Genomic DNA, 26,884 nt, shown 5'->3' on the forward strand with positions numbered 1-26,884 from the left:
TCGCGTTACTCCTGGATGACGTCAGCGCCGTCCGGGATCTTGAACTGGAACGTGCTCGCCGGGATCTCCTGGTTGGCCCTGACCCCATTGAACAGAATATTGGTGCGCTGGCCGACGCTGTCGATCAGTTGCATGTCATTGATCAGCCCCTTGCGGAAAGAAATACGCAAGGAGTCGAACAACGTGTCCTTGGTCTTGGGCTTGAGGGTGAAATCCATGACCTCGCCCTGCTCCTTGGAAACGATATCGAAACTCTGGCTGATCTTGGACACATCACCGGACAACAGTAACGCCGGCGTCTGGCTCAGGCGCACATCAAGCTTCTTCACCGTGGCCTGCTCCAGATCCGGGTCCCACAGGGTAACTTTCTGACCATCGGAAACCACGACTTGCTCTTGTGGAGCATCCGTATGCCAGTAGAACAGGCCAGGACGTTTGACCGTCATCTTCCCTTTAGTCTCCTGCAGACTCGTGCCGCTGGCATCTAGGGTCAGTTGGGAAAAATTGGCCTCGATGGTCTGGGATTTTTCCAGCAACTGGGTCAGGCGCTGTACGTCTTGCTCACCGGCGTAAGCGGTGAGCGGGCCCAGGGTCAGGGCAGAAACCAACAGCATGCGAATTGCGCGCATGGGAGTCCTCATTGAGCAGTGGATAGGCCGGACACGATGTTTCGCACCCGGCAAGACAATCATCAATCGCGCGGGCCGCCCGGAGCTATCACTTCCCGCGAGCCGTTGCTGTTCATTGGAGTGACCACGCCGGCCATCTCCATCGCCTCGATCATCCGCGCGGCACGGTTGTAGCCGATCTTGAGCTTGCGCTGTACTGCCGAAATGGACGCCCGGCGACTTTCCAGCACGAACTGCACAGCTTCGTCATAGAGCGCGTCGGTTTCCGAGTCGTCGCCATCGCCACCTCCACCGCCGCCCTCGAAACCGCTACCGGCTTCCTCGACGCCGTTGAGGATATCGTCGTTGTAATCAGGGGCACCGCGCAACTTCCAGGCCTCTACAACGCGGTGAACCTCGTCGTCGGAAACGAATGCACCGTGAACGCGGATGGGCAGACTGGTACCCGGCGGCATGTAGAGCATGTCGCCATGGCCGAGCAGTTGTTCGGCGCCGCCCTGGTCGATGATAGTCCGCGAGTCGATCTTGCTCGACACCTGGAACGCCATACGCGTAGGAATGTTGGCCTTGATCAGGCCAGTGATCACATCGACCGACGGACGCTGTGTAGCGAGAATCAAATGAATGCCGGCTGCACGCGCCTTCTGGGCGATACGGGCAATCAGCTCTTCGACCTTTTTGCCGACGATCATCATCATGTCGGCAAATTCGTCGACCACCACCACGATAGTCGGCAGGGTTTTCAGCGCCGGTGGTTCGTCCTCCATGCTTTCACGGCGGTACAGCGGATCGTGGATGACCTCACCGGCGTCCTGGGCGTCTTTGACCTTGCGGTTGAAGCCGGCCAGGTTACGTACGCCCATCGCAGCCATCAGCTTGTAGCGGCGCTCCATCTCGGCGACGCTCCAACGCAGAGCGTTGGCGGCGTCCTTCATGTCGGTGACGACCGGGCACAACAAGTGCGGAATGCCTTCGTAAATCGACAGCTCGAGCATTTTCGGGTCGATCATGATCAGCCGCGCATCTTCCGGGCTCGACTTGAACAGGATCGACAGGATCATCGCGTTGACACCCACCGACTTACCCGAACCGGTGGTACCCGCCACCAGCAAATGCGGCATCTTGGCCAAGTCCGTGATGACCGGCTTGCCGCCGATGTCATGGCCCAGCGCCAGCGTGACGGGCGACTTCTGCTCGTCATACTGAGGCGTGGACAACACCTCGGAGAAACGCACCATCTGACGATTTTCGTTGGGAATTTCGATACCGACGGTAGTCTTTCCGGGAATGACCTCCACCACCCGCACGCTGGTCACTGCCAGCGAGCGCGCGAGGTCCTTCGCAAGGTTGGCGATGCGGCTGACCTTGACCCCGGCAGCTGGCTGGATTTCGTAGCGAGTGATCACCGGCCCCGGGTGGATCGAGTCTACGGAAACGTCGACCCCGAACTCCTTGAGCTTGATCTCCAGCAGATGCCCCACTCCAGCCAGGGACTCGGGCGAATACTCGATCTTTTTCTGTTCGGCAGGATCGAGAATCGAGATCGATGGGAGCGTTCCTTCCACGGCGCTATCGACGAACAGCGGCGCCTGTTTTTCTTTCATGACCCGCTTGCTGGGCTCGGGTGCCTTGACCGGTGCCGGCAGGTTGATCACCGGTGCGGGCTGCTGCTCGCGTTGTGCCACATGCTTGCTCAAGGATTCGTCACGTTCGATGATGCGTTCGCGCGCCTTGATCTGCTCGCGCTTGTCGACAACCACGGGCGCGACAACGTCCTCGACCTGCTCATCGACCTCGCGCAACTGCGCCACCAGCCGCTTGCGTTCGTTGCGCGCGGCCCACCAGCGCGACGCGGCGCCTTGGACCAGCTCGAACAGATCAAGGGTGATCTTGCCGGTCAGGTCCATGACCTTGAACCAGGACAAGTCGGTGAACACTGTCAGGCCGAACAGGAACAACGCGATGAACATCAAGGTGCTGCCCTGCACGTTCAGCAGGTTGCGCGCCAGTTCCCCAAGGCTCTCGCCCAGCGCACCGCCAGCCGAAAATGGAATACTGGCGGGCGGATGGAAATGAATGTGCGCCAGCGCTGCGCCCGACAGCACGAGAAATACCAAGCCGATCAGGCGCCAGGAGAACAGCCACCCACTCCATTGCCAGGGCTGGTGACGTTCACGGAAGATCTGCCAGGTCTTGATCGCCAGCAGCAAAGGAAAGATATAGGCAAAGTAGCCAAGCACCATGAACAGGATGTCGGCGAAGAACGCGCCGGCGCGGCCAGCAGCGTTCTGAACCTGATCGACATTGCTGGTGTGGGTAAAGCTTGGGTCGGATGTGTCGTAGGTCAGCAGTGCCATCCACAGGTACAGGCACAGCGCACCGACGGCAATCAGCGCGCCTTCCTTGAGGCGATAATGCAACTGCTGGCGCCATAGCGGCACTGGCAACGGAGTCGGGGATGCGGTGGATTTCTTCAAAACGCGTCTATTCCTGCGCTTGATGCGCGTTAAATAGTGATCGGGCCGGTGAATGGCCGACGAACCACTACTTTTAACATTACTGCCCGCCTGCCGCCATGGCGGCACGCCGCGTGGCGCATGGACGGGGGGCCGATTTCCATGGGTGCAATTTGAGCATGCATTTTGTTCTGTGACAAAGGCTTATGCTGTATTTTTGCACAGGTATGACAGCAAATGTCGGCGATGGTGCCAGATGCCCATCGGCTAGCGGTGAAACAGCTCGACGAGCCGCGCCACTCCTGCAGCCCAGCATGCTGCAACAGCCCAGACATTGACCTCGACGACGCCTGCCGCCATGCTCGCCACTCCCCTCCCCTACCGCCGAATCACCATGCTCACCTGGCTGACCCGCGACTCGCTGAACTTCCCACCCCTCAATAAAGCCCTCAACGAGCCCAACGGCTTACTCGCCGCGGGAGGCGATCTCACACCCGAGCGCCTGATTCAGGCCTACCGCCACGGCTGCTTCCCTTGGTATCAGGACGGACAGCCGATTCTGTGGTGGTCGCCCGATCCTCGCACCGTGCTGTTACCGGACGAACTTCACGTGTCCCGGTCGCTGGCCAAGCTGATGCGTCAGGGCCGCTACCAAGTCAGCTTCGACACCGATTTCGCCAGTGTAATCGCTGCGTGCGCCGCACCCCGTGATTACGCCGACGGCACCTGGATCACCGACAGCATGCAGGCGGCATACCGCGAGTTGCACCACCGCGGTATCGCTCATTCGGTCGAGGTACGCCAGGCCGGCGAACTGGTTGGCGGCCTATACGGCCTGGCCATGGGCCGCCTGTTCTTCGGCGAATCCATGTTCAGCCGCGCCGACAATGCCTCCAAGGTCGGTTTCGTGACGCTGGTTGAACGTCTGCGCGAAGCTGGCTTTGTGTTGATCGACTGCCAGATGCCCACCGATCACCTGCATAGCCTCGGCGCGCGCGCTATCAGCCGGAAGGCGTTCGCCGACTATCTGTCATGCCATCTCGACCACTCCTGCGACGCAGCCTGGGCGCGCTAGGCGACCGCCCAGAGCTGGCATACACTTAGAGCAACGTCTTGCCCAGGGGGCTATCATGACAGAGCTGGCGCGATTGAAGTTCTATGCCACTCAACCCCACTCCTGCAGCTACCTGCCCGATGAGCAGGCGACGACCCTGTTCCTGGACCCCAGCCAGCCCATGGACGTAAATGTGTATGCCGACCTGTCGGAAATGGGCTTTCGCCGCAGCGGCGATCATCTCTACCGACCTCACTGCCAGAGCTGCTCTGCCTGCGTACCGGCACGCATCCCCGCAGCACGCTTCGTGCCCAACCGCCAGCAGCGACGCATTCTCAAGCGCAATGAGGACCTTGTGGTCAGCCCCGCGCGACCGGCTTTCAAAGAAGAATATTTCGATCTGTATCGCCGCTACATCGAAACGCGCCACGCTGACGGCGACATGTACCCGCCCAGTCGCGACCAGTTCTCCACGTTTCTGGTACGCGACCTGCCCTTCAGTTGGTTCTACGAATTTCGCCTGCATGGTCGCCTGCTTGCAGTGGCGGTATGTGACCTGCTGCCCAATGGCCTATCGGCGGTGTATACCTTCTACGATCCAGATGAAGAGCGCCGTAGCTTGGGCCGCTTTGCCATCCTCTGGCAGATCGCTGAAACGCTACGCCAGGATCTGGAGGCGGTCTATCTTGGCTACTGGATCAAGAATTGTCAGAAGATGAACTACAAGATCCAATACCGCCCCATCGAGCTACTGATTAACCAGCGCTGGGTCAGCCTCAACTGAAAGCATTGGCTTGAAATACATTTTTCGGGCATAATCCACGCCACTTTTTTTGCCCGGTGCAGCTGCGCGTCGGGCCATCTCTGGACACCGAGGGTTTTACTGCATGTCGAAAGAAGACAGCTTCGAAATGGAAGGCAGTGTCGTCGACACCCTTCCAAACACCATGTTTCGCGTGGAGCTGGAAAACGGCCACGTTGTCACCGCGCACATTTCCGGAAAAATGCGCAAGAACTACATCCGCATCCTCACTGGCGACAAGGTCCGCGTCGAACTGACGCCTTACGACCTGAGCAAGGGCCGCATCACCTACCGCGCGCGCTAAGCTTCAGCCACAAAAAAGCCCGGCCAATGCGCCGGGCTTTTTTGTGCAGCCTACCAAAGCGCCAGGGCCGCACAGCGGCCCCTTTGCTCAAGCCACTTCGGCCGCAGTCTCGAAGTCGAACACCAGCTCGCCATCGCGCAGTTCCACATGCACCACGCCGCCATGCTCGGACAACTCGCCGAACAGGATCTCTTCAGCCAAAGGCCGCTTGATCTTGTCCTGAATGAGCCGCGCCATAGGTCGAGCCCCCATCTGCACGTCATACCCCTTGCTTGCCAGCCAACCGCGCGCCTCGTCACTGACCTCGAGCAGCACGCGTTTGTCTTCCAGTTGAGCTTGAAGCTCGATAAGGAACTTGTCGACGATGCTCTTGATCGTTTCGTGGCTCAAGCGACCGAACTGAATGATGGTATCCAGACGGTTGCGGAACTCCGGCGTGAAGCTCTTGCGAATGACCTCCATCGCGTCCGACGCGTGATCTTGATGGGTGAAGCCAATCGAAGCCCGCGACGCAGTTTCCGCCCCGGCATTTGTCGTCATGATCAGAATGACGTTACGGAAGTCCGCCTTGCGCCCATTGTTGTCGGTCAGGGTGCCATGGTCCATGACCTGCAGCAGCAGGTTGAAGACCTCCGGGTGAGCTTTCTCGATTTCATCGAGCAGCAACACGCAGTGCGGTTGTTTGGTGATGGCTTCGGTCAGCAGCCCACCCTGGTCGAATCCAACGTAACCAGGAGGCGCGCCGATCAAGCGCGATACAGTGTGCCGCTCCATGTACTCCGACATGTCGAAGCGCACCAACTCGACACCCAGTGCCTTGGCCAACTGCCTAGCAGCTTCGGTCTTGCCGACCCCCGTAGGGCCTGCGAACAGGAAGGAGCCCACGGGCTTGTCAGGTGCCTTCAGGCCTGCTCGCGACAGCTTGATCGCAGTCGACAGTGAATCGATTGCCGCATCCTGACCGAACACGGTGAGCTTCAGATCACGCTCAAGGTTGCGCAGCAGTTCCTTGTCGGAGCTGGTGACATGCTTTGGCGGGATACGCGCGATCTTGGCCACGATGTCCTCCACCTGCGGCACGTCGATACGCTTGACCCGGTTGGCCTCCGGCTGCAGGCGCTGGTAGGCACCGGCTTCGTCGATCACATCGATGGCCTTGTCCGGCATGTGCCGATCATTGATGTAGCGCGCAGCCAACTCGGCAGCCGCGCGAAGCGCCTCATCGCTGTATTCGATGTGATGATGACTCTCGAAGCGACCTTTCAACCCACGCAGAATGCCAACGGTGTCCTCCACGGAGGGCTCGCTGACGTCGACTTTCTGGAAGCGCCGCGCCAGCGCTCGATCTTTCTCGAAAATGCCACGGAACTCTTGGAAAGTCGTGGAGCCAATGCAGCGGATATCACCCGAAGACAGCAGCGGCTTGAGCAGGTTGGAGGCATCCATCACCCCACCGGATGCCGCACCAGCACCGATGATGGTATGGATTTCATCAATGAACAGGATGGCTTGAGGGCGCTTGCGCAGCTCACCAAGCAATGCCTTGAAACGCTTCTCGAAGTCGCCCCGGTACTTGGTGCCGGCCAACAGCGCGCCGAGATCCAGCGAATACACTACGCTTTGCGCCAGCAGGTCAGGCACCTGGCCATCGACGATACGCTTGGCCAACCCTTCTGCGATGGCCGTCTTGCCGACACCGGCTTCACCCACCAGCAGTGGATTGTTCTTGCGCCGACGCGCGAGGATCTGCGCAACCCGCTCGACTTCCTGCTCGCGCCCGACCAGGGGGTCGATGCGACCGGCACGGGCCAGCTCATTGAGATTGCTGGCATAGGCATCCAGCGGATTGCTCGACGAGGACGCTTCTGCGCCGTCCTCGTCCTGCATGTCCTGATCGCCTTCAGTATTCGGACCATGGCCCGGCACCTTGGAGATGCCGTGCGCGATGTAGTTGACCACATCGATCCGGGCCACGCTCTGCTGCTTGAGCAGGAACACCGCCTGGCTCTCCTGCTCACTGAAGATCGCGACCAACACGTTGGCGCCGGTCACCTCACGCTTGCCGGAGCTTTGCACATGGAAAACAGCGCGCTGCAGCACGCGTTGGAAACCCAACGTTGGCTGTGTCTCGCGGTCTTCGTCATGCACCGGGATCAGAGGGGTAGTGGAATCGATGAACTCCTGCAGATCATGCTTGAGCTTGTCGAGATTGGCGCCACAGGCGCGCAGAACGGTCGCAGCCGCCTCGTTGTCAAGGAGCGCCAACAGCAGGTGTTCGACGGTCATGAATTCATGACGCTTCGAACGTGCCTCCTTGAAGGCAAGATTGAGGGTGACTTCGAGCTCGCGGTTTAACATAGCTTCACCTCATACCCAAGTGGTCGGCGATTAACCGTCCTTCTCGATTTCACAGAGTAGCGGATGCTGGCTTTCTCTTGCGTATTGATTGACCTGCATGGCCTTGGTTTCGGCAATGTCGCGGGTAAACAATCCGCACACTGCCCGCCCTTCGGTGTGGACAGTCAGCATGATCTTGGTCGCCAGCTCGCGGTTCAGACTGAAGAACGTTTCGAGCACTTCGACGACGAAATCCATCGGTGTGTAGTCATCGTTGAACAAAACCACCTTGTACATCGGTGGAGCCTGAAGGATTGGCTTGGCTTCTTGGACCGCCAGACCTGCCCCATCGTCCTCATCGGACTTCGGGCGATCCTGATTGAATGTTAGTCGAATCTGCCTGAGTGCATGCATGGAAAGAATTTCATCATATCGACAGGTTAGGGTTGTGGGTCGACCGCACAGTCACCGCCGGCGCGGCTGCCGCATGACCTTGACTATCGGCAAAACGGTGTTACAACCAATATGAGCCCACCGTGGTGTATAAAGATCCGCGCAGTCAACCAGATTTTTTCGCATGGTTCGTATGCGGATGACGTGGATGATACTCCAGTGATGGAGTCCTTTGCAGAGGACATAGGGATGGCAAGCGGTAAAGTCAAGTGGTTCAACAATGCCAAGGGCTATGGATTCATCAATGAAGACGGCAAGACGGACGACCTGTTCGCCCACTACTCCGCGATTCAGATGGATGGCTACCGGACATTGAAGGCTGGCCAGGCAGTGACATTCGACGTCGTGCAAGGCCCCAAAGGCCTCCATGCTGTCAACATCGCTGGCGCCAAAGCCGATACCACCGTAACCGATGCCAACCGGCAGAGCGAGACCGCCAGGGCCTGACCGCGTTCACCGCACCTCGAAGAAGGCCGGCTGCCTGCGCTAAACGAGGCATGACCGGCTTTTTTTGTTACACAAAATAACCTTGTGTATCACGACGATTAATCGCCACCTGCGGCATCTCGTCACATTGCCCGTACATCTTTGGTCTTATAAAGGCGTCGATAGCGCTTCGCCTTGCTGAATCGACCGAAGGGTTTGATATACTCCGTCCCTGACCACCGGGTCATCGGGGCGAACCCTTGGAATAGGCGGCTCGCCCTCGGCCAGGTAAGGCCAGTAAGCCTGGGCTGTTACCGCACCCAGCACTTGACGCTCGACTGATGCATCCACCATCACCGCTCGCAGCCTCTCGACCATCCGCTCAAGGCACCGCCAGGGCGAAGCGCCTACCCTGCGCACCTCGAGACTCGAGTACGCTCAGCACACAGAGAGTTAACCCGCATGCCCACCCGTTCCAAGATCATCTATACCTTCACCGACGAAGCCCCCGCCCTCGCCACCTACTCGCTGCTGCCGATCATCGAAGCCTTCACCGCTTCGGCTGACATCGCCGTCGAAACCCGCGATATTTCCCTGGCTGGCCGTATCCTCGCGTCGTTCCCCGAGCAACTGGGCGCAGAGAAGCAGGTAGGCGATCATCTGGCGGAACTGGGTCAGCTGGCCACCACCCCTGAAGCCAACATCATCAAGCTGCCGAACATCTCCGCATCGGTTCCGCAGCTCAAGGCGGCGATCAAAGAGCTCCAGGCCAAAGGCTTCAACATTCCTGACTACGCCGATGAGCCGACCACTGCCGAAGAGAAAGAGTCGCGCGCGCGCTACGACCGGATCAAGGGCAGCGCTGTGAATCCGGTGCTGCGTGAAGGCAACTCCGACCGCCGCGCCCCGCTGTCGGTGAAGAACTATGCGCGCAAGCATCCGCACAAGATGGGCGCCTGGGCGGCCGACTCCAAGTCGCACGTCGCTCACATGAGCCAGGGCGACTTTTATGGCAGCGAGAAAGCGGCGCAGATCGAAGCCGATGACAACGTGCGCATCGAACTGGTCGGCAAGGACGGCAAGATCACCGTCCTCAAGGAAAAAACCGCTGTCAAAGCCGCCGAAGTCATCGACTGCGCTACCCTGAGCCGCAAGGCGCTCAAGACCTTCATCGCCGAGCAGATCGCCGACGCCAAGGCCTCTGGCGTGCTGTTGTCGGTTCACCTCAAGGCCACCATGATGAAGGTCTCCGACCCGATCATGTTCGGCGTGATCGTCGAAGAGTTCTATAACGATGTGCTGAGCAAGCATGCCGACGCCCTGGCCCAAGTAGGCTTCAACGCCAATAACGGCATCGGCGACCTGTATGCCCGCATCAAAGACCTGCCTGCCGAGAAGCAAGCCGAGATCGAGGCCGACATCCAGGCCCTGTATGCCGTTCGCCCGGCCCTGGCCATGGTCAACTCCGACAAGGGCATCACCAACCTGCACGTACCGAGCGACGTCATCGTCGACGCTTCGATGCCGGCGATGATTCGTGACTCGGGCAAGATGTGGAATACCGCCGGCGAGTTGCAGGATGCCAAAGCTGTCATTCCTGACCGCTGCTACGCTGGCATCTATCAGGCCACCATCGAGGATTGCAAGCAGCACGGCGCCTTCGATCCGACCACCATGGGCAGCGTGCCAAACGTCGGCCTGATGGCGCAGAAGGCCGAAGAGTACGGCTCCCACGACAAGACCTTCCAAGCCCAAGCCGACGGCGTCGTGCGTGTGGTTGACGGAAAAGGCAAAGTTCTGCTGGAGCAGAACGTCGAGGCCGGCGACATCTTCCGCATGTGCCAGACCAAAGACGCTCCGATCCAGGACTGGGTCAAGCTGGCCGTCAACCGCGCCCGCCTGAGCGATACCCCGGCCGTGTTCTGGCTGGACCCGGCACGCGCTCACGATGGCGTGATGATCGAGAAGGTGCAGAAGTACCTGAAGGATCACGATACCAGCGGCCTGGATATCCGTATCCTGGCACCGGTCGACGCCATCAAGTTCTCCCTCGCACGCATTCGCGAAGGCAAGGACACCATTTCGGTCACCGGTAACGTGCTGCGCGACTACCTGACCGACCTGTTCCCGATCATGGAACTGGGCACCAGCGCCAAGATGCTGTCGATCGTCCCGCTGATGAGCGGCGGTGGCCTGTTCGAGACCGGCGCCGGCGGCTCGGCACCCAAGCACGTACAGCAATTGGTGGAAGAGAACTTCCTGCGCTGGGACTCGCTGGGTGAATTCCTTGCTTTGGCAGCCTCGCTCGAACACCTGGGCAACACCTACGACAATCCGCGCGCCAAGGTTCTGGCCAAAACCCTTGACCAGGCCACCGGCAAGTTCCTCGACACCAATAAGTCCCCTTCGCGCAAGGTGGGCGGTATCGATAACCGTGGCAGCCACTTCTACCTGACCCTCTACTGGGCCGAGGCGCTGGCAGCTCAAACCGACGACGCCGCACTGCAAGCGCGCTTCGCACCGCTGGCCAAGACACTGGCAGAGAACGAGGCGACCATCGTCGCTGAGCTCAACGCCGTCCAGGGCAAGCCGGTCGACATCGGCGGCTACTATGCGCCAGATGCCGAACTGACCGCCAAGGTCATGCGCCCAAGCCAGACCTTGAACAACGCCATCGCTGCGCTGTAATAAACGGTTGAGGTAACACCACAAACCCCGGGCTTAGAACCGGGGTTTGTGCTTTCTGGACAAACGATTTCACCCCCAACAGGAGCCCGGAACATGGCCTGGCAACCTCACATCACCGTCGCCACCATTGTCGAGCAGGAAGGCACATTCCTCTTCGTCGAAGAGCTCAAGGCTGGCAAGCACGTGCTCAACCAACCCGCTGGCCATCTCGAAGCCAATGAGACGCTCGCCCAAGCCGCGTTGCGCGAAACCCTCGAAGAAACGGCCTGGGAAGTCGAGCTGACTGGCGTCGTCGGCATCTATCTGTATACCGCTCCCAGCAACGGTGTGACCTATCAACGCATCTGCTTCGCGGCCCGCCCCGTGCATCATCACCGCGAACGTGCATTGGACAGCGATATCACACGCGCACTGTGGCTGACCCGCGCCCAGTTGCTAGCCGATTCCGAGCGCTGGCGCAGCGAGCTGGTGCCGCGCTGCCTGGACGACTACCTGGCAGGCCCGCTGCACAGCCTCGCACTGCTGCGCGACTGACGCGCAGGCCCTGGCCTGATAGAATCGGCGTTTTTCCCCTTGATACACATCGGTAGCCATGACCAGTCCAGCACCCAAAGACCCCTCCAGGACCCGCGTCATCGTCGGCATGTCCGGCGGCGTCGACTCATCCGTCTCCGCCCTCCTGCTCATGGAGCAGGGCTATCAGGTGGAAGGTCTGTTCATGAAGAACTGGGAAGAGGACGACGGCACCGAATATTGCACTGCACGCGAGGACCTGGCAGACGCCCAGGCGGTCTGTGACCGCATCGGCATTACGCTGCACACGGCCAATTTCGCCGCCGAGTACTGGGATAACGTGTTCGAGCACTTCCTGGAAGAATACAAGGCCGGTCGCACACCCAATCCAGACATCCTGTGCAACCGCGAAATCAAGTTCAAGGCGTTCCTCGACTACGCACTGTCCCTGGGCGCTGACTTGATTGCTACGGGCCATTACGTGCGTCGGCGTGACACCGGCGCCCTCACCGAACTGCTGAAGGGACTGGATCCGAACAAGGACCAGAGCTATTTCCTGCATGCCGTCGGCGGCAAGGAGATTGCCCGCACACTATTTCCCGTTGGCGAACTGGAGAAGCCCGAGGTACGTGCCATTGCCGAGAAACACGGCCTGGCCACCGCGAAGAAGAAGGACTCTACGGGCATCTGCTTCATCGGCGAGCGCCGCTTCAGTGACTTCCTCAAGCAGTACCTACCGGCCCAGCCTGGTGAGATTCAAACCACCGACGGTGAAGTCATCGGCCAGCACCACGGTTTGATGTACCACACCATCGGTCAGCGTCAGGGGCTGGGTATCGGCGGTCTGAAAGACGCAGGCGATGAGCCGTGGTATGTGCTCGATAAAGACCTCTCGCGCAATGTACTGGTGGTTGGCCAGGGCAACGAGCATCCCTGGCTGTTCTCCCGAGCCCTGCTGGCTTCGGAAATCTACTGGGTCAACCCGGTGGATTTGACCCGCCCGCGGCGCCTCGGCGCCAAGGTCCGTTATCGCCAGGGCGACCAGGCCTGCACCCTGGAGCGCACCGCCGAGGGCTACCGCGCCGTATTCGACGAGCCGCAACGCGCTGTGACGCCTGGACAGTCGGTGGTGTTTTACGACGGCGAGATCTGCCTGGGCGGCGGCGTGATCGAAACTGCCGAGCCTTGGAGCCCGCGCGAATGAGCGACCTGCAGGAGCAGTTGATCGCCCTTGGTGGCGTGTTCCAGGCAGCCGTCATGGTCGACCGAATCGCCCGAACCGGGCAGTCCAGTGAAGCGGATATCGGCTGTCTGCTGGGCAGCCTGCTGGTGCGCGCCCCCCAAAACACCCTGGAGGTGTTCGGTGGCGACGACCTCAACTTACGTGAGGGCTATCGTGCTCTGGTCGGCGCCCTCGAACGCGACCCCAGCAGCCTGCAACGCGAACCACTGCGCTATGCGCTATCGATGCTGGGCCTGGAGCGTCAGCTGGGTAAGCGTGATGACTTGCTGGAGACCATCGGCAATCGACTACCGCAGATCCAGGCGCAAGCAGATCACTTCGGACTCGTCCACGAGAACGTCATCGCCTCTAGCGGCGCGCTGTACCAAGACACGCTGAGCACCCTGCGTCAGCGCATCCAAGTGCACGGCGACATGCGTTTCCTGCAACAGGCCAGCAACGCCTCGAAGATTCGTGCGTTGCTGTTGGCCGGCATCCGCGCCGCACGCCTATGGCGGCAGCTGGGTGGACACCGATGGCAACTGGTCTTTAGCCGCCGCAAGCTACTCAACGAGCTGTACGACATGATGCGGTCGCCTTCTTGAGAGGCTCACCCCCGCTGCGCAGGCAGATCTGGCCTCGTAGGCAATGCAGCATCTGCCGCTGCATGTTCGACTAGAACTGTCTGCGCTGGACCGAGACACGCTTTTCATGACCACACCTTTGGTCAGCCACCCGACCCCGGCGCGATTTTCATGTATGATATGCGCCCTCCAAAAGCCCGACTGTCCGAGAGCACCCCATGCAGCTTTCTTCGCTCACTGCGGTTTCCCCTGTAGACGGCCGTTATGCCGGCAAAACCCAGGCCCTGCGCCCTATCTTCAGCGAATTCGGCCTGATCCGTTTCCGTGCCCTGGTCGAAGTGCGCTGGCTGCAGCGTCTGGCCGCCCACCCGCAAATTGGCGAAGTGCCAGCGTTTTCTGCTGAAGCCAACGCCGTGCTGGACAGCCTGGCCAGCGATTTCAAGCTCGAGCATGCCGAGCGCGTCAAGGAAATCGAGCGCACCACCAATCACGACGTCAAGGCCATCGAGTACCTGCTCAAGGAGCAGGCAGCCCAATTGCCGGAACTGGCAAAGGTCAGCGAGTTCATTCACTTCGCCTGCACCAGTGAAGACATCAACAACCTGTCTCACGCGCTGATGCTGCGTGCCGGTCGCGACGACGTGCTGCTGCCGCTGATGCGCCAGATCGCCGAGGCCATCCGCGCCCTCGCCCATCAGCATGCCGACGTGCCCATGCTCTCGCGCACCCACGGCCAACCCGCCTCGCCAACCACGCTGGGCAAGGAACTGGCCAACGTGGTCTATCGCCTGGAGCGCCAGATTGCCCAGGTAGCCGCCGTTCCGCTGCTGGGCAAGATCAACGGCGCCGTGGGCAACTATAACGCTCACCTGTCGGCCTACTCGCAGATCGACTGGGAGCAGAACGCTCGCGCCTTCATCGAAGACGAGTTGGGCCTGCAGTTCAATCCCTATACGACGCAGATCGAACCGCACGACTACATTGCCGAACTGTTCGACGCCATCGCCCGCTTCAACACCATCCTCATCGACTTCGACCGCGACGTCTGGGGTTACATCTCGCTGGGCTACTTCAAGCAGAAGACGGTCGCCGGCGAGATCGGCTCCTCGACCATGCCGCACAAGGTCAACCCGATCGACTTCGAAAACTCCGAAGGCAACCTGGGCATCGCCAACGCACTGTTCCAGCACCTGGCCAGCAAGCTGCCAATCTCCCGCTGGCAGCGTGACCTGACCGATTCCACCGTGCTGCGCAATCTGGGCGTAGGTTTTGCTCACAGCGTCATCGCCTATGAAGCCAGTCTCAAGGGCATCGGCAAGCTGGAAATCAACACCGCCCGCATCGCCGCAGACCTCGACGCCTGCTGGGAAGTGCTGGCCGAGCCGATCCAGACCGTCATGCGCCGCTTCAACATCGAAAACCCGTACGAGAAGCTCAAGGAACTGACCCGCGGCAAAGGCATCACGCCAGAAGCGCTGCAGACTTTCATCGAAGGTCTGGATATGCCTGCTGAGGCCAAGGCCGAGCTCAAACTGCTGACGCCAGCCAGCTACATCGGCAACGCAGCTGCGCAGGCCAAACGCATCTGAACGGCGCCCTGCGGACCACGCCCGGCCTCGCCGGGCGTTTTTATTCCCGGATTAAAATTTCTTATTTTCAATAGGTTGAGCATGAATCCTGATACTCCACTGCAGTTGCTTGGCGGCCTCACAGCCCGTGAATTCCTGCGCGATTACTGGCAGAAAAAGCCTCTGCTGGTACGCCAGGCATTCACCGACTTCGAAAGCCCTATCGATCCCGACGAATTGGCCGGCCTGGCACTGGAAGAGGAAGTGGAATCGCGCTTGGTGTTGGAGCATGGCGAGCGCCCCTGGGAAATGCGTCGCGGGCCGTTCGAGGAAGATATCTTCGCTACCCTGCCCGAGCGTGACTGGACGCTGCTGGTCCAGGCAGTGGACCAGTTCGTCCCAGAAGTCGCCGAGCTGCTGGAGCATTTCCGCTTCCTGCCAAGCTGGCGCATCGACGACGTGATGATCAGCTTTGCCGCCCCCGGCGGCAGCGTCGGCCCTCACTTTGACAACTACGACGTGTTCCTGCTTCAAGGTCACGGCAAACGCAACTGGAAGATCGGCCAGATGTGCGACAGCGACAGCGCACTGATCGAACACGCCGACCTGCGCATCCTGGCCGACTTCGAGCAGAGCGACGAGTGGACGCTGGCGCCGGGCGACATGCTCTATCTGCCGCCACGTCTGGCCCACTACGGTGTAGCTGTCGACGACTGCCTGACCTACTCGGTCGGCTTCCGTGCGCCCAGTGCCGCCGAGGTGCTCACCCACTTCACCGACTTCCTCAGCCAGTTCCTGCCTGACGAGGAACGCTACAGCGACGCCGACGCTCAGCCTGTCAGCGATCCCCATCAGATTCAGCACGACGCGCTGGATCGCCTGAAAGCCCTGCTGGCCGAGCACATGGGCGACGAGCGCCTGCTGCTGACGTGGTTCGGCCAGTTCATGACTGAACCCCGCTATCCCGAACAAGTCGCAGGCGAAACGCTCACCGAACAGGATCTACTCGACAGCCTTGAACGTGGCGCCATACTGATTCGCAACCCTAGCGCTCGCCTGGCGTGGTCGGAAGTCGATGACAATCTGCTGCTGTTTGCCAGCGGCCAGAGCCGTCTGCTCTCAGGCCACCTACGCGCACTCTTGCAACTGATTTGTTCCGCCGATGCCCTGCACAGTGAAAACCTTGCAGAGTGGCTGGAAGAGGAAGAAGGCATCACGCTGGTATGCCAGCTGATTCAACAAGGAAGCCTGGGATTTGCCGATGAATAAAATCCGCGTTCGTCTCGCCGACTGGCATAAGGACAATGCCGACATCCAACGCATCCGCAACGCGGTGTTCGTGGCCGAACAGCACGTGCCGCCTGAGTTGGAGTTTGACGCCGAAGACCCAGGTGCCGTGCATTTTCTGGCCATGGAGGGCGACTACTCGATAGGCACTGCGCGCCTGCTGCCAGACGGCACCATCGGCAGGGTATCGGTACTCAAGGATTGGCGAGGATTGAAGGTCGGCGACGCCCTCATGAAGGCGGTGATCAATGAAGCGCAAAAACGCAACCTGAAGCAACAGATGCTCAGTGCGCAAGTTCATGCGACCGCGTTCTATGAGCGCCTGGGCTTCAAAGTGATCAGCGAGGAGTTTCTGGAGGCGGGCATTCCGCATGTGGATATGGTGCGCGACTCAAGCGAGATCGCTTGAGCGCCAGCCTGGCCGATACTGGCCAGGCTGGCGCTCAATCAGGCCAGCGCCTGCAAATAGGCACTGGCCTCGCGGTAGCGACTAAGACGCGCCATATCGACCGGCCCCGGACAAACCAGGCGAGAAAGGTCACTGTTGTCTGCAAGGTCTGCCAGCTTGACTTCACGGGCCAATGGGTCGCTTCCCAGCCGCACCACGAAGTCCTCATAGCGCTCATTCTCGCGCCGGCTCAGCGCGAGAAGCGCGGCTAGTATCTTGAGAGGAAAGCCTTCACGCGCCAAATCGGACAAAGTCACCGAGGTATCTTCGAGCACATCGTGAAGCACGGCGACAATTCGCTGCTCAGGGGTCGACACCCGCGCCATGACCCTGAGCGGATGCAGGATATAGTCCGCACCACCCTTGTCCAACTGCCCAGCATGAGCTCGGGTCGCCAGTAAAATTGCTCGCTCCAGGCTAGACATGCCCCCTCCTTCAACGCTCACATAGCCGAACCGCATGACGCCAACGCTTCGTCTGGCGCCGTGTCTGCTCAGCATAGCCCGGCAAATGTCCTTGGACATCAATACCCTGGCCGCGCCAGCGCTGCGGCGCCGGTTCATTGTCACGTTGGACCGGCAACGGGCTCGATTAGTTTTGCACAAAGGAAAGATTGCCCAACCCAGATTACCCGCCAGCCAGCAACCACAGGCCGGCGGACGAATCAGCGCTGAGCACCATGCTGAATTACGATCGAGTCCGTACCAAGCCGAGCCATGACATCGGCCTTGCGCGCATCGGCCTCATCCCTGGAGGGGAACGGCCCCATCAGCACCACCGGCTTGCCCTCTCGATAGTCGACGCGCGAGGGAATACCCTTTTCCAAAAGTCGTGCGGTCATGTCGGTGAGCGCTCCCATGTTAGGTCCTTGCACAACCTCAACGTCCCAGCCTTCCGGCGCCGGCTCACCCGCTAATGCATCCGCGCGGCGCTGCAAGTCGGCACCGCCGCAGACCTCGCGAATGCGCAGGTTGTTGCCGCTATCATCCACCAGTATCTCGTATTGACCGTCATGCTTGATCGCGACGTAACTGCGATAGGGCTCATACTGACCCGCGTCGTCCTTGCCGCGCACCTGACCACAGATCGAGCCTTGAGTGTCGATCCGCACGTTGGCGAACTTGGCGCTCTTGGGGTTGTGCAGATGCTCTGCGACCTGCTTGTGAACACCCTCGACCTCGTTCTCGCAGCCCGCCAGGGCTATTATCGCCATCACCACCGTCAGCTTGCGCACGCATCTATCTCCTGAGTCGAAGGGGCAGGATTCTATCATGCTGGCAGTGAGAGACCGACGCTCGCGCTGTCGCACCCCACAACCTTGATCTTGGGAGGGAGACGCGGGAAAACACGGAAAACGAAAAGGGCGATCCTTTCGGATCGCCCTTTTCGTCGATTTGGTAGGCACAATTGGACTCGAACCAACGACCCCCACCATGTCAAGGTGGTGCTCTAACCAACTGAGCTATGTGCCTGTCGTGTGGTGCGCATATTAGAGCTCACCAACGCACCTGTAAAGCGTTTTCTTCAAAAAAATCAAAAACTTTGCGACTTCGAGAATCAGCAACATGCAAAAGGGGCGACCCTTGCGGATCGCCCCTTTCGTCGATTTGGTAGGCACAATTGGACTCGAACCAACGACCCCCACCATGTCAAGGTGGTGCTCTAACCAACTGAGCTATGTGCCTGTCGATGAGGGCGCATTCTACGCATCATAAAATTGCTGTCAACTGTTTTTTTCGCGCTAACCTACTGATTATTAAAATATTTGCCCCGCGCAGATGGCATTCCAGGGTGTGAAGGATTTTCAACAGGTGACTAGCGGGTGTTTATTATTATTGATAGCATCGCTCCATGCGTTAAAAATATAAAACACGAGGTTTTCACCATGGCTCACACCCCCTACCCTCAGTCTTACTACGCCGCCTCGGCCAACCCGGTGCCGCCACGTCCGGCGCTGCAGGGTGAGGTGGAAACCGATGTGTGCATCATCGGCGCCGGCTACACCGGTCTCTCCAGCGCCCTGTTCCTGCTGGAAAGCGGCTTCAAGGTCACGGTGCTCGAAGCCGCTAAAGTCGGTTTCGGCGCGTCGGGTCGCAACGGTGGCCAGATCGTCAACAGCTACAGCCGCGACATCGATGTCATTGAGCGCACCGTTGGCCCACAGCAGGCGCAGTTGCTTGGCCAGATGGCTTTCGAAGGGGGTCGCATCATCCGTGAGCGAGTCGCCAAGTACAACATCCAGTGCGACCTGAAAGATGGCGGTGTATTTGCCGCGCTGACCAGCAAACAGATGGGCCATCTCGAATCGCAGAAACGCTTGTGGGAGCGCTTCGGTCACAATCAACTGGAGTTGATGGATCAACGACGCATCCGCGAAGTGGTGGCCTGCGACAACTACGTCGGCGGCATGCTGGACATGAGCGGCGGCCACATCCATCCGCTGAACTTGGCCTTGGGCGAGGCGGCTGCAGTCGAATCACTGGGCGGCGTCATCTATGAACAGAGCCCGGCAGTACGCATCGAGCGCGGCAGCAATCCCCAGGTACACACGCCACAAGGCAAGGTACGCGCCAAGTTCATTATCGTCGCAGGCAATGCGTACCTGGGTAATTTGGTACCGGAGCTGGCAGCCAAGTCCATGCCCTGCGGCACCCAGGTAATCACCACCGAGCCTTTGAGCGAAGAACTGGCCCGCACCTTGCTGCCGCAGGATTACTGCGTCGAAGACTGCAACTACCTGCTCGACTACTACCGCCTGACCGGCGACAAGCGGCTGATCTTCGGCGGTGGCGTGGTGTATGGCGCGCGAGATCCTGCAAACATCGAAGCGATTATCCGTCCAAAGATGCTCAAGGCGTTCCCACAGCTCAAGGACGTAAAAATCGATTACGCCTGGACCGGCAACTTCCTGCTGACGCTGTCGCGCCTGCCGCAGGTGGGCCGTATTGGCGACAACATCTACTACTCCCAAGGTTGTTCAGGTCACGGCGTAACCTACACCCATCTGGCCGGCAAGGTGCTGGCCGAGGCGCTTCGCGGCCAGGCAGAACGCTTCGACGCCTTTGCCGATCTGCCGCACTATCCGTTCCCTGGCGGCCAACTACTGCGCGTCCCATTCAGTGCCCTGGGTGCCTGGTATTACAGCCTGCGCGACCGCCTGGGGTTCTGAGCGGCGCGATTCTAGAAAGTGAGGGCCGGAGCTCGGCCCTTCCTCCAGGCTTGAACATCACCCAGCGCTACTGTCCCAGACTACGCAGCGCCTGTTTAGCGGCAATCTCCTGGCCTTCTCGGGCCAGCTCATCGGCAGCCTTCACCCAACGCTGGCGGGCAACTTCAGCAGGCAACCGGCTGGGCGACTGAACCAACACTGCCCAAGCGCCCTCCTTGACCCAGGCACTTTCGAAAGTATCGAAATCCAGCAGATGGCGCCGGCTCATGCCTGAACGCAACAGCACACGTTGCTTGTAACGGTCGTAGCCGATCAGCACGGCATAGCGCGGCTCCCCAAACAGCGCGGATCCATCGTGGTAGCGCAGCAGCACGGGATTGCCCGCAGCCACCTGAGTCAACAAGGCATCCAGACGCTTGTCCAGCGGATACACCACCCTTCCATATTCGCGCGCTACTCGCGCAATCGCGGCTTCCAATGACGCCGCACGCTCTGGCATGCCCAGCGCACTGTCCAGCAGACCCGGGGTGATGGGCGCGCCTTGTTGCGACAGCAAGGCGGCCAAGGCCATGGCGCTGCTGTAATTGGCGTTACCGCGATAGAACGGCACGCTGCTGATCTCTACGCGCTGGGGCAGTCGGTCGAGCGCGGCTGGCGCAGTCGAAGCGCAACCGATGAGATTCGCGGTCAACAGCAAGGCCACCAGCCACCTATACCGACCACCGCTCAAGGACTTGAGAAAATCGTGCGACATGAACACTCGCTTGTATCGACGCCAGGCTGACAGTGCCAGGCACTGGAGGCTGATCATAGGCGCCTGGGGGGTTCGGGTACAGCCCGCGGCGGGCGTGAAGCCAAATCCCCCTGACGGCTAGGCCTAAGGTCAATGGAACGTCATGCGCGCAGCGCTACACTAAGGAAGTGTCTGGAGGGTCGAGCCGAAAGCTGGCCCGAGAGAAGGAGGCACGTCCATGAGCCTGACAATGGCAATTATCACGTTGATCGCAATGTGGCTAAGCGTGGCAGCGGCCATGCTATGGGGGGTACTGCGCATCGCACGTCGCCATGCCCGTCCATACCACAACCCAACCGCCAATTTGCCCAAGCCACAATCGCCTGGCCGCGCACGACGGCATGCGGGGGCACATTGATCTGACAGGAAAAGGGGCTGTCGCCAGCCCCCTGTTTCCTACTCAGGCGTCCATCTGCTCACGCCGAATGCGCGCGCGTCTCACCATGATGTTAAGCACCTCGATGGCGGTCGAGAACGCCATCGCCGCGTACACGTAGCCCTTGGGTACGTGGGCACCGAAACCTTCGGCAATCAGGGTCATACCGATCATGATCAGGAAACCCAGGGCCAGCATCACGACCGTGGGGTTGTCGTTGATGAACTTGGCCAGAGGATCGGCAGCGACCAACATCACGATCACCGCGCTGATTACGGCGATGATCATAATCGGCAGGTGCTCGGTCATGCCCACGGCTGTAATGATGCTATCGACCGAGAAGACGATGTCGAGCAATAGGATCTGACCGATTGCGGCAGCGAAGCCCAGGGTCACGGTATTGCCACCCTTCGAGGTTTCTTTCGCACCGCGTGGGTCTACACTTTCGTGAATCTCTTTAGTCGCCTTCCATAACAGGAACAAGCCACCTGCGATCAGGATCATGTCTTTCCAGGAGAATGCGTGACCCAACACTTCGATAACCGGCTCGGTAAGCTGGACGATCCAAGCCACCGTCGACAACAGCGCCAAGCGCATGATCAACGCCATGCTGATACCGATACGCCGCGCTTTTGAGCGATAGGCCTCAGGCAGCTTATTGGTGAGGATGGAAATGAAAATCAGGTTATCGATGCCGAGCACGATTTCCATTGCCACCAGCGTAGCCAAGGCCACCCAAGCCGTCGGGCTCGCGGCAAGTTCCAACAAGTATTCCATTTAGTGCCCCTTCGCTCAGATGTCTTGGGTATCGTGCTTGTCTTGATGGTTTTCCGGCTTGGGCGGTTTTCCACCCAAGGTGTCGTTCAGCGCTTGCTGAGCCGTTTCGTGCGTTTTGTCGATCGCCTGTCTGGCCGACTCCGCGGCCTGATCGAGCACGCGTTGCGCAGACTGTTCGGCCTGATCGCAGCCTGCCGTAGCCAGCAGCACCAAGGCCAGTACCAAAGGCGTACCAATGGATTTCAGTTGTAGCATGGTGTCCTCACTTGTCGATGTCCCGCGACGCAGCCGCGCCTATAGACAGGCATTCTATGCAGGGCAACACTTCAGGAAAATTCGTATTTTTACCGGGTATACTTCGGTTTTTACGAAAGCTCAGACATCCCATGCTTAATTATCGACAGCTCCACTACTTCTGGGTCGTGGCCAGGACTGGCAGCATTACCCGTGCCAGCGAGCAATTGAATCTGACCCCGCAAACCATCAGCGGTCAGATCAGCCTATTCGAGCAAACCTATGATCTGCAGTTGTTCCAGCGTGTCGGTCGTCAATTGGAACTGACTGAAACCGGCCGCCAGACGCTGGCCTACGCCGAGCAGATGTTCCAGATTGGCAGCGAACTGGAAACCTTACTGCGCGCCGGCCCCGAGGAGCAGATCCTGTTTCGTGTCGGCGTGGCGGACGTGGTACCCAAGTCGATCGTCTATCGGCTCTTGGCACCGACCATGGCGGCAGATGAGACACTGCGCATCAATTGCCGCGAAGACAAACTCGAGCGGCTGCTGGCCGACCTTGCCATCCAGCGCTTGGACCTGGTGATCTCTGACAGCCCCATGCCAAGTCATCTGGACATCAAGGGCTACAGCCAGAAACTCGGAGAGTGCGGCCTGAGCTTCTTTGCCACGCACGCGCTCGCCGCACGCCTGACACAATCGTTTCCAGACTGCCTTCACGATTCGCCGTTGCTCATTCCGGGCCAGGAGACGGTCGTACGCAGCCGCTTGTTGCGCTGGCTCGCCGAACAGCAGGTACAACCGCGTATCGTCGGAGAGTTCGACGACAGCGCCTTGATGCAAGCCTTCGGTCAGTCTGGCAGCGGCATCTTCGTGGCGCCCAGCGTGATTGCCGACGAGGTCTGTCGTCAGTACGCCGTCCACCTGATCGGCCAGACTGACGCTGTGCAGGAATCGTTCTATGCGATCTCGGTAGAGCGCAAGGTCAAGCATCCAGGCATCGTCGCCATTACCGAGGGCGCGCGGCGAGACCTGTTCAACGGCTGAGCGGATGAGCAACGCGTTCCGTCAGTCTCGCCCTACTGCGGCTGTGCTACAGTCCACGGTTTGTCCGAACCTGGAACCGCGCGGCACATGATCCCCATTTTTCGTCTCCTGAACCGCACCAGCCTGGTGATGCAGATCCTTGTCGGCTTGGTAGCCGGTATCGCCCTGGCCTTGATAGCGCCCAGTCTGGCTCGCGATCTGGCGTTCCTGGGCAAGGTGTTCGTGACGGCGCTCAAGGCGGTTGCGCCGATTCTCGTGTTTGTCCTGGTCATTGCCTCCATCGCCAATCATCAGCAAGGACAACAGACCCATATCCGACCCATCCTCTGGCTGTACCTGCTGAGCACTTTCGGTGCTGCCGTCGTTGCCGTGGTGGCGAGCATGGCGTTTCCCTCGTCGTTACTGCTGAGCACCCACGAGGCCACACTGGCGGCGCCCGGGGGCATAACGGAAGTGCTGCAAGGACTGCTGTTAAGCGCTGTCGACAATCCGGTGAGCGCCTTGGTGAATGCCAACTTCATCGGCATCCTGACCTGGGCCATCGGCTTGGGCGTGGTGTTGCGCAAAGCGGGCAAGGCCACACGGGGCGTGATCGACGATGTGTCCAACGGCGTTACCGAGTTGGTGCGTCTGGTGATCCGCTTCGCGCCGCTGGGTATTTTCGGTTTGGTCACCGCGACCTTGGCCGAGGCTGGGCTGGGTGCACTGCTCGGTTACCTGCACCTGCTGGGCGTGCTCATCGGCTGCATGCTGTTCGTGGCGCTGGTGATGAACCCGTTGATCGTTTGGTGGCAGATCCGCCGCAACCCTTACCCACTGACCCTGCTGTGCCTGCGCGAAAGCGGTATCACGGCGTTCTTCACCCGCAGTTCGGCGGCGAACATTCCGGTCAACCTGGCATTGTCGCAGCGCCTGGGCCTGCATGAAGACACCTACTCCGTGTCGATTCCCCTGGGCGCAACCATCAACATGGCGGGCGCAGCCATCACTATCACCGTATTGACGCTTGCGGCAGTCCATACGCTTGGTATTGGCGTGGATCTGCCCACCGCCGTGCTACTCAGCGTAGTGGCCGCCATCTGCGCTTGTGGGGCATCGGGCGTGGCTGGTGGTTCGCTACTATTGATTCCGCTGGCCTGCAGCTTGTTCGGCATCCCCAGCGAAATTGCCATGCAGGTTGTAGCCGTCGGTTTCATCATTGGCGTCCTGCAGGACTCGGCGGAGACCGCGCTCAACTCGTCCACTGACGTACTCTTCACCGCCGCCGCCTGCGAAGCCATGGAGCGACGGGCAGCCTGAGCGTATCCAGCAATTGCCTGCGTGAGGAACAGGCCCTAGGCTAGTGGCCTTTCCTAGCGACGAGGCAGGGCCATGTCAGAACATGAAAGCACAGGCGAAGGCCGCTTCAACGGCATCGAGATCCGTATCCTCGGCTCGCTGATCGAGAAGCAGGCCACCAGCCCTGAGAGCTACCCGCTGACGCTCAACGCGTTGGTCCTGGCCTGCAACCAGAAGACCAGCCGCGAGCCGGTGATGAGCCTGTCTACCGGCCAAGTGGGTCAGGCCCTGCGGGCACTCGAAGGGCAAGGCATGACTCGCCTGCAGATGGGCAGTCGGGCAGACCGCTGGGAGCACCGGGTGGACAAGGCGCTGGAACTGGTTCCGGCCCAGCAGGTGCTGATGGGGCTGATGTTTCTGCGCGGACCGCAAACCGTCAACGAGCTGCTGACCCGCAGCAGTCGTCTTCATGACTTCGAAGAGCTTGAGCAGGTTCAGCATCAACTGGAGCGCTTGGTGTCACGCGGTCTGGCATTGCATATACCACGCCAGGCAGGACAACGCGAGGACCGTTACACCCATGCCTTGGGCGATCCCGCGGAGGTGGACGCGATTCTCGCAGCACGCCAGCAGGACAGTGGAATGCGCGGCACGCCTGCGGCCGCAACCGAAGAACGTATAGACGCACTGGAAGCGCGAATCGCCGAACTGGAAGCGCGCCTGGCGCTGCTCGAGGGCTGAAACGACTGACCCGCCCTTAGCGGTTGCGAGGGCGGGTCGGTCCGGCAGGAGGAGGCGGCGGCCTTACGCCGGTGCGGACGTGCGAATCAGGTGATCGAAAGCGGCCAGCGAGGCCTTGGCGCCCTCGCCCACGGCAATGACGATCTGCTTGTACGGCACGGTGGTCACATCACCGGCTGCAAATACGCCAGGGATGCTGGTCTGACCTTTCGCATCGACAATGATCTCGCCACGCGGCGACAGCTCGACGGTCCCTCTGAGCCAATCGGTGTTCGGCAGCAGACCGATCTGTACAAAGATGCCTTCCAGCGCCAGCTCGTGGACCAGCTCGGTGGTGCGGTCCTTGTAGCGCAACCCCGTGACTTTCTCACCGTTGCCCAGCACCTCGGTGGTCAGCGCGCTGGTGATGACCTTGACGTTTGGCAGACTGTGCAACTTGCGCTGCAACACAGCGTCGGCGCGCAATTGGCTGTCGAATTCGATCAGCGTCACCTGGGCGACGATACCGGCCAGGTCGATGGCCGCCTCCACACCCGAGTTGCCACCACCAATGACCGCCACACGCTTGCCCTTGAACAACGGGCCGTCGCAGTGCGGGCAGTAAGCCACACCACGGGCTCGGTACTCCTGCTCGCCCGGCACATTCATCTCACGCCAGCGTGCGCCAGTGGCCAGAATCACCGTCTTGGCCTTGAGCGAGGCACCGCTGGCCAGACGCACCTCGTGCAGCCAACCCTCACTGGCAGGAATCAGCGCGTCGCCACGCTGCAGGTTCATGATGTCGACGTCGTATTGCTTGACGTGTTCTTCCAGTGCAGTGGCCAGTTTTGGTCCTTCGGTTTCCTGAACGGAAATGAAGTTCTCGATCGCCAAGGTGTCGAGGACCTGACCGCCGAAGCGCTCTGCAGCCACGCCGGTGCGAATACCTTTACGCGCGGCGTAGATGGCTGCGGCCGCGCCGGCAGGACCACCACCGACCACCAATACATCGAAAGAATCTTTAGCGTTGATTTTCTCGGCCTGACGACTACCGGCATTGGTGTCGATCTTGCCAAGGATTTCCTCCAGGCCCATACGACCCTGGCCGAACACCTCACCGTTGAGGTAGACGCTGGGCACTGCCATGATCTTGCGCGATTCGACTTCGCCCTGGAACAGCGCACCGTCGATGGCGACGTGGCGGATGTTGGGATTGAGCACCGCCATCAAGTTCAGCGCCTGGACCACATCCGGGCAGTTCTGGCACGACAACGAGAAGTAGGTTTCAAAGGTGAAATCGCCCTCCAGCGCCTTGATCTGTTCGATCACTTCGGCACTGGCCTTGGAGGGGTGGCCGCCAACTTGCAGCAGCGCCAGCACCAGGGAGGTGAATTCGTGACCCATCGGGATGCCGGCGAAGCGCAGGCTGATATCGCCCCCTGGGCGGTTGAGCGAGAACGAAGGGCGACGAGCATCGCTGCCGTCCTCGCGCAGAGTGATGAGGTTCGACAGGCCGGCGATTTCAACCAGCAGGTCGTGCATTTCTCGGGATTTCGCCCCGTCGTCGAGGGAGGCAACGATCTCGATCGGCTGGGTGACCCGCTCCAGGTAGGTTTTCAGTTGCGATTTAAGCGTGGCGTCCAACATACGGGCGATTCCTTTTTTCAAAACTCGGATACAAAAACGCCCAGGCGAACTCGCCCGGGCGTTTGACGGGGCA

The 26,884-nt window shown here is 60.1% G+C and carries 26 protein-coding genes and 2 tRNA genes; 16 read left to right on the top strand and 12 right to left on the bottom strand.

Annotation, left to right across the window (positions count from 1 at the left end):
- Nucleotides 1–5: 5 nt before the first annotated feature.
- Entirely contained in the window at nt 6–629 is a 624-nt protein-coding gene (gene lolA / locus Q6A47_RS00465) for an outer membrane lipoprotein periplasmic chaperone LolA (protein ID WP_304482535.1), read from the bottom strand.
- A gap of 62 nt (nt 630–691) precedes the next feature.
- The gene (gene ftsK, locus Q6A47_RS00470) at nt 692–3,106 is read right to left on the bottom strand and encodes a DNA translocase FtsK (protein WP_080754738.1); all 2,415 of its coding nucleotides are present in this window, start codon (nt 3,104–3,106) and stop codon (nt 692–694) included.
- Nucleotides 3,107–3,479: 373 nt separating this feature from the next.
- Between ftsK and aat the strand changes: the two genes are divergently transcribed.
- The 3 genes from aat to infA all read left to right on the top strand — a co-directional run bounded on the left by aat (nt 3,480) and on the right by infA (nt 5,245).
- Nucleotides 3,480–4,160 carry a leucyl/phenylalanyl-tRNA--protein transferase gene (gene aat / locus Q6A47_RS00475; protein ID WP_039578431.1) on the top strand — a complete coding sequence of 227 codons (681 nt, stop codon included), beginning with the start codon at nt 3,480–3,482 and terminating at the stop codon, nt 4,158–4,160.
- A 55-nt stretch (nt 4,161–4,215) separates the two neighbouring features.
- Nucleotides 4,216–4,923, top strand: a complete 708-nt coding sequence (locus tag Q6A47_RS00480) for an arginyltransferase (RefSeq protein ID WP_304482536.1) — start codon at nt 4,216–4,218, stop codon at nt 4,921–4,923.
- 103 nt (nt 4,924–5,026) lie between these two features.
- Entirely contained in the window at nt 5,027–5,245 is a 219-nt protein-coding gene (gene infA / locus Q6A47_RS00485; protein ID WP_029614443.1) for a translation initiation factor IF-1, read from the top strand.
- Nucleotides 5,246–5,332: 87 nt separating this feature from the next.
- Here the strand turns inward: infA and clpA are convergent, their stop codons facing one another.
- A complete protein-coding gene (gene clpA / locus Q6A47_RS00490; protein ID WP_039578436.1) occupies nt 5,333–7,603 on the bottom strand; it encodes an ATP-dependent Clp protease ATP-binding subunit ClpA in 2,271 nt (756 codons plus the stop codon).
- Nucleotides 7,604–7,633: 30 nt separating this feature from the next.
- A complete protein-coding gene (clpS, locus tag Q6A47_RS00495) occupies nt 7,634–7,996 on the bottom strand; it encodes an ATP-dependent Clp protease adapter ClpS (RefSeq protein WP_029614442.1) in 363 nt (120 codons plus the stop codon).
- 228 nt (nt 7,997–8,224) lie between these two features.
- Here clpS and cspD point away from each other — a divergent pair, with 228 nt between their 5' ends.
- The 8 genes from cspD to Q6A47_RS00535 all read left to right on the top strand — a co-directional run bounded on the left by cspD (nt 8,225) and on the right by Q6A47_RS00535 (nt 16,732).
- Nucleotides 8,225–8,482: a cold shock domain-containing protein CspD gene (cspD, locus tag Q6A47_RS00500; protein ID WP_029614441.1), complete on the top strand. Its 258-nt coding sequence runs from the start codon at nt 8,225–8,227 to the stop codon at nt 8,480–8,482.
- Between the two features lie 441 nt (nt 8,483–8,923).
- Nucleotides 8,924–11,149, top strand: coding sequence for an NADP-dependent isocitrate dehydrogenase (locus tag Q6A47_RS00505; RefSeq protein WP_116888496.1), 2,226 nt, complete (start codon nt 8,924–8,926; stop codon nt 11,147–11,149).
- A 93-nt stretch (nt 11,150–11,242) separates the two neighbouring features.
- Complete coding sequence (locus Q6A47_RS00510; RefSeq protein ID WP_029614437.1) at nt 11,243–11,683, top strand: NUDIX hydrolase; 441 nt, start codon at nt 11,243–11,245, stop codon at nt 11,681–11,683.
- Between the two features lie 58 nt (nt 11,684–11,741).
- The gene (gene mnmA, locus Q6A47_RS00515) at nt 11,742–12,866 is read left to right on the top strand and encodes a tRNA 2-thiouridine(34) synthase MnmA (RefSeq protein WP_039578444.1); all 1,125 of its coding nucleotides are present in this window, start codon (nt 11,742–11,744) and stop codon (nt 12,864–12,866) included.
- The gene (hflD, locus tag Q6A47_RS00520) at nt 12,863–13,489 is read left to right on the top strand and encodes a high frequency lysogenization protein HflD (RefSeq protein WP_116888497.1); all 627 of its coding nucleotides are present in this window, start codon (nt 12,863–12,865) and stop codon (nt 13,487–13,489) included. Before mnmA ends, hflD begins: the two co-directional genes overlap by 4 nt.
- 197 nt (nt 13,490–13,686) lie before the next feature.
- On the top strand, nt 13,687–15,057 hold the full coding sequence (purB, locus tag Q6A47_RS00525; protein WP_304482540.1) for an adenylosuccinate lyase: 1,371 nt from the start codon (nt 13,687–13,689) through the stop codon (nt 15,055–15,057).
- Between the two features lie 81 nt (nt 15,058–15,138).
- Entirely contained in the window at nt 15,139–16,305 is a 1,167-nt protein-coding gene (locus tag Q6A47_RS00530) for a ribosomal protein uL16 3-hydroxylase (protein WP_304482541.1), read from the top strand.
- Entirely contained in the window at nt 16,298–16,732 is a 435-nt protein-coding gene (locus Q6A47_RS00535) for a GNAT family N-acetyltransferase (RefSeq protein ID WP_039578453.1), read from the top strand. Before Q6A47_RS00530 ends, Q6A47_RS00535 begins: the two co-directional genes overlap by 8 nt.
- 38 nt (nt 16,733–16,770) lie before the next feature.
- Here the strand turns inward: Q6A47_RS00535 and Q6A47_RS00540 are convergent, their stop codons facing one another.
- From Q6A47_RS00540 to Q6A47_RS00555, 4 genes are all read right to left on the bottom strand, one after another.
- On the bottom strand, nt 16,771–17,196 hold the full coding sequence (locus Q6A47_RS00540) for a GTP pyrophosphokinase (RefSeq protein ID WP_039578456.1): 426 nt from the start codon (nt 17,194–17,196) through the stop codon (nt 16,771–16,773).
- A gap of 239 nt (nt 17,197–17,435) precedes the next feature.
- A complete protein-coding gene (locus Q6A47_RS00545) occupies nt 17,436–18,005 on the bottom strand; it encodes an SPOR domain-containing protein (RefSeq protein WP_039578458.1) in 570 nt (189 codons plus the stop codon).
- Between the two features lie 161 nt (nt 18,006–18,166).
- Nucleotides 18,167–18,243: transfer RNA gene (locus Q6A47_RS00550), tRNA-Val, on the bottom strand.
- A gap of 136 nt (nt 18,244–18,379) precedes the next feature.
- Nucleotides 18,380–18,456, bottom strand: a tRNA-Val gene (locus Q6A47_RS00555).
- A gap of 200 nt (nt 18,457–18,656) precedes the next feature.
- On the opposite strand from Q6A47_RS00555, the gene Q6A47_RS00560 reads away from it, so the two are divergent.
- A complete protein-coding gene (locus Q6A47_RS00560) occupies nt 18,657–19,940 on the top strand; it encodes an NAD(P)/FAD-dependent oxidoreductase (protein ID WP_029612308.1) in 1,284 nt (427 codons plus the stop codon).
- A 67-nt stretch (nt 19,941–20,007) separates the two neighbouring features.
- Here Q6A47_RS00560 and Q6A47_RS00565 read toward each other — a convergent pair whose 3' ends face one another.
- Complete coding sequence (locus tag Q6A47_RS00565) at nt 20,008–20,751, bottom strand: peptidase C39 family protein (RefSeq protein ID WP_304482544.1); 744 nt, start codon at nt 20,749–20,751, stop codon at nt 20,008–20,010.
- 160 nt (nt 20,752–20,911) lie between these two features.
- Between Q6A47_RS00565 and Q6A47_RS00570 the strand changes: the two genes are divergently transcribed.
- The gene (locus Q6A47_RS00570) at nt 20,912–21,091 is read left to right on the top strand and encodes a hypothetical protein (RefSeq protein WP_304482546.1); all 180 of its coding nucleotides are present in this window, start codon (nt 20,912–20,914) and stop codon (nt 21,089–21,091) included.
- 42 nt (nt 21,092–21,133) lie between these two features.
- Here Q6A47_RS00570 and Q6A47_RS00575 read toward each other — a convergent pair whose 3' ends face one another.
- Both Q6A47_RS00575 and Q6A47_RS00580 read right to left on the bottom strand, forming a co-directional pair.
- Nucleotides 21,134–21,886, bottom strand: coding sequence for a TerC family protein (locus Q6A47_RS00575; RefSeq protein ID WP_029612310.1), 753 nt, complete (start codon nt 21,884–21,886; stop codon nt 21,134–21,136).
- Between the two features lie 15 nt (nt 21,887–21,901).
- Nucleotides 21,902–22,141, bottom strand: a complete 240-nt coding sequence (locus Q6A47_RS00580; protein ID WP_029612312.1) for a hypothetical protein — start codon at nt 22,139–22,141, stop codon at nt 21,902–21,904.
- A 131-nt stretch (nt 22,142–22,272) separates the two neighbouring features.
- On the opposite strand from Q6A47_RS00580, the gene nhaR reads away from it, so the two are divergent.
- The 3 genes from nhaR to Q6A47_RS00595 all read left to right on the top strand — a co-directional run bounded on the left by nhaR (nt 22,273) and on the right by Q6A47_RS00595 (nt 25,185).
- Nucleotides 22,273–23,166 (top strand): transcriptional activator NhaR, encoded by an 894-nt coding sequence (gene nhaR / locus Q6A47_RS00585; protein ID WP_029612313.1) that lies wholly within the window; start codon nt 22,273–22,275, stop codon nt 23,164–23,166.
- Nucleotides 23,167–23,253: 87 nt separating this feature from the next.
- Nucleotides 23,254–24,465, top strand: a complete 1,212-nt coding sequence (sstT, locus tag Q6A47_RS00590; protein ID WP_116888501.1) for a serine/threonine transporter SstT — start codon at nt 23,254–23,256, stop codon at nt 24,463–24,465.
- Nucleotides 24,466–24,537: 72 nt separating this feature from the next.
- The gene (locus Q6A47_RS00595) at nt 24,538–25,185 is read left to right on the top strand and encodes a YceH family protein (protein WP_304482547.1); all 648 of its coding nucleotides are present in this window, start codon (nt 24,538–24,540) and stop codon (nt 25,183–25,185) included.
- Nucleotides 25,186–25,248: 63 nt separating this feature from the next.
- On the opposite strand, the gene ahpF is transcribed toward Q6A47_RS00595, so the two are convergent.
- Nucleotides 25,249–26,811: an alkyl hydroperoxide reductase subunit F gene (gene ahpF / locus Q6A47_RS00600; protein ID WP_304482549.1), complete on the bottom strand. Its 1,563-nt coding sequence runs from the start codon at nt 26,809–26,811 to the stop codon at nt 25,249–25,251.
- Nucleotides 26,812–26,884: the final 73 nt, after the last annotated feature.

This window comes from Pseudomonas boreofloridensis, assembly GCF_030580795.1.
GTDB classification, from domain to species: Bacteria; Pseudomonadota; Gammaproteobacteria; order Pseudomonadales; family Pseudomonadaceae; genus Aquipseudomonas; species Aquipseudomonas boreofloridensis.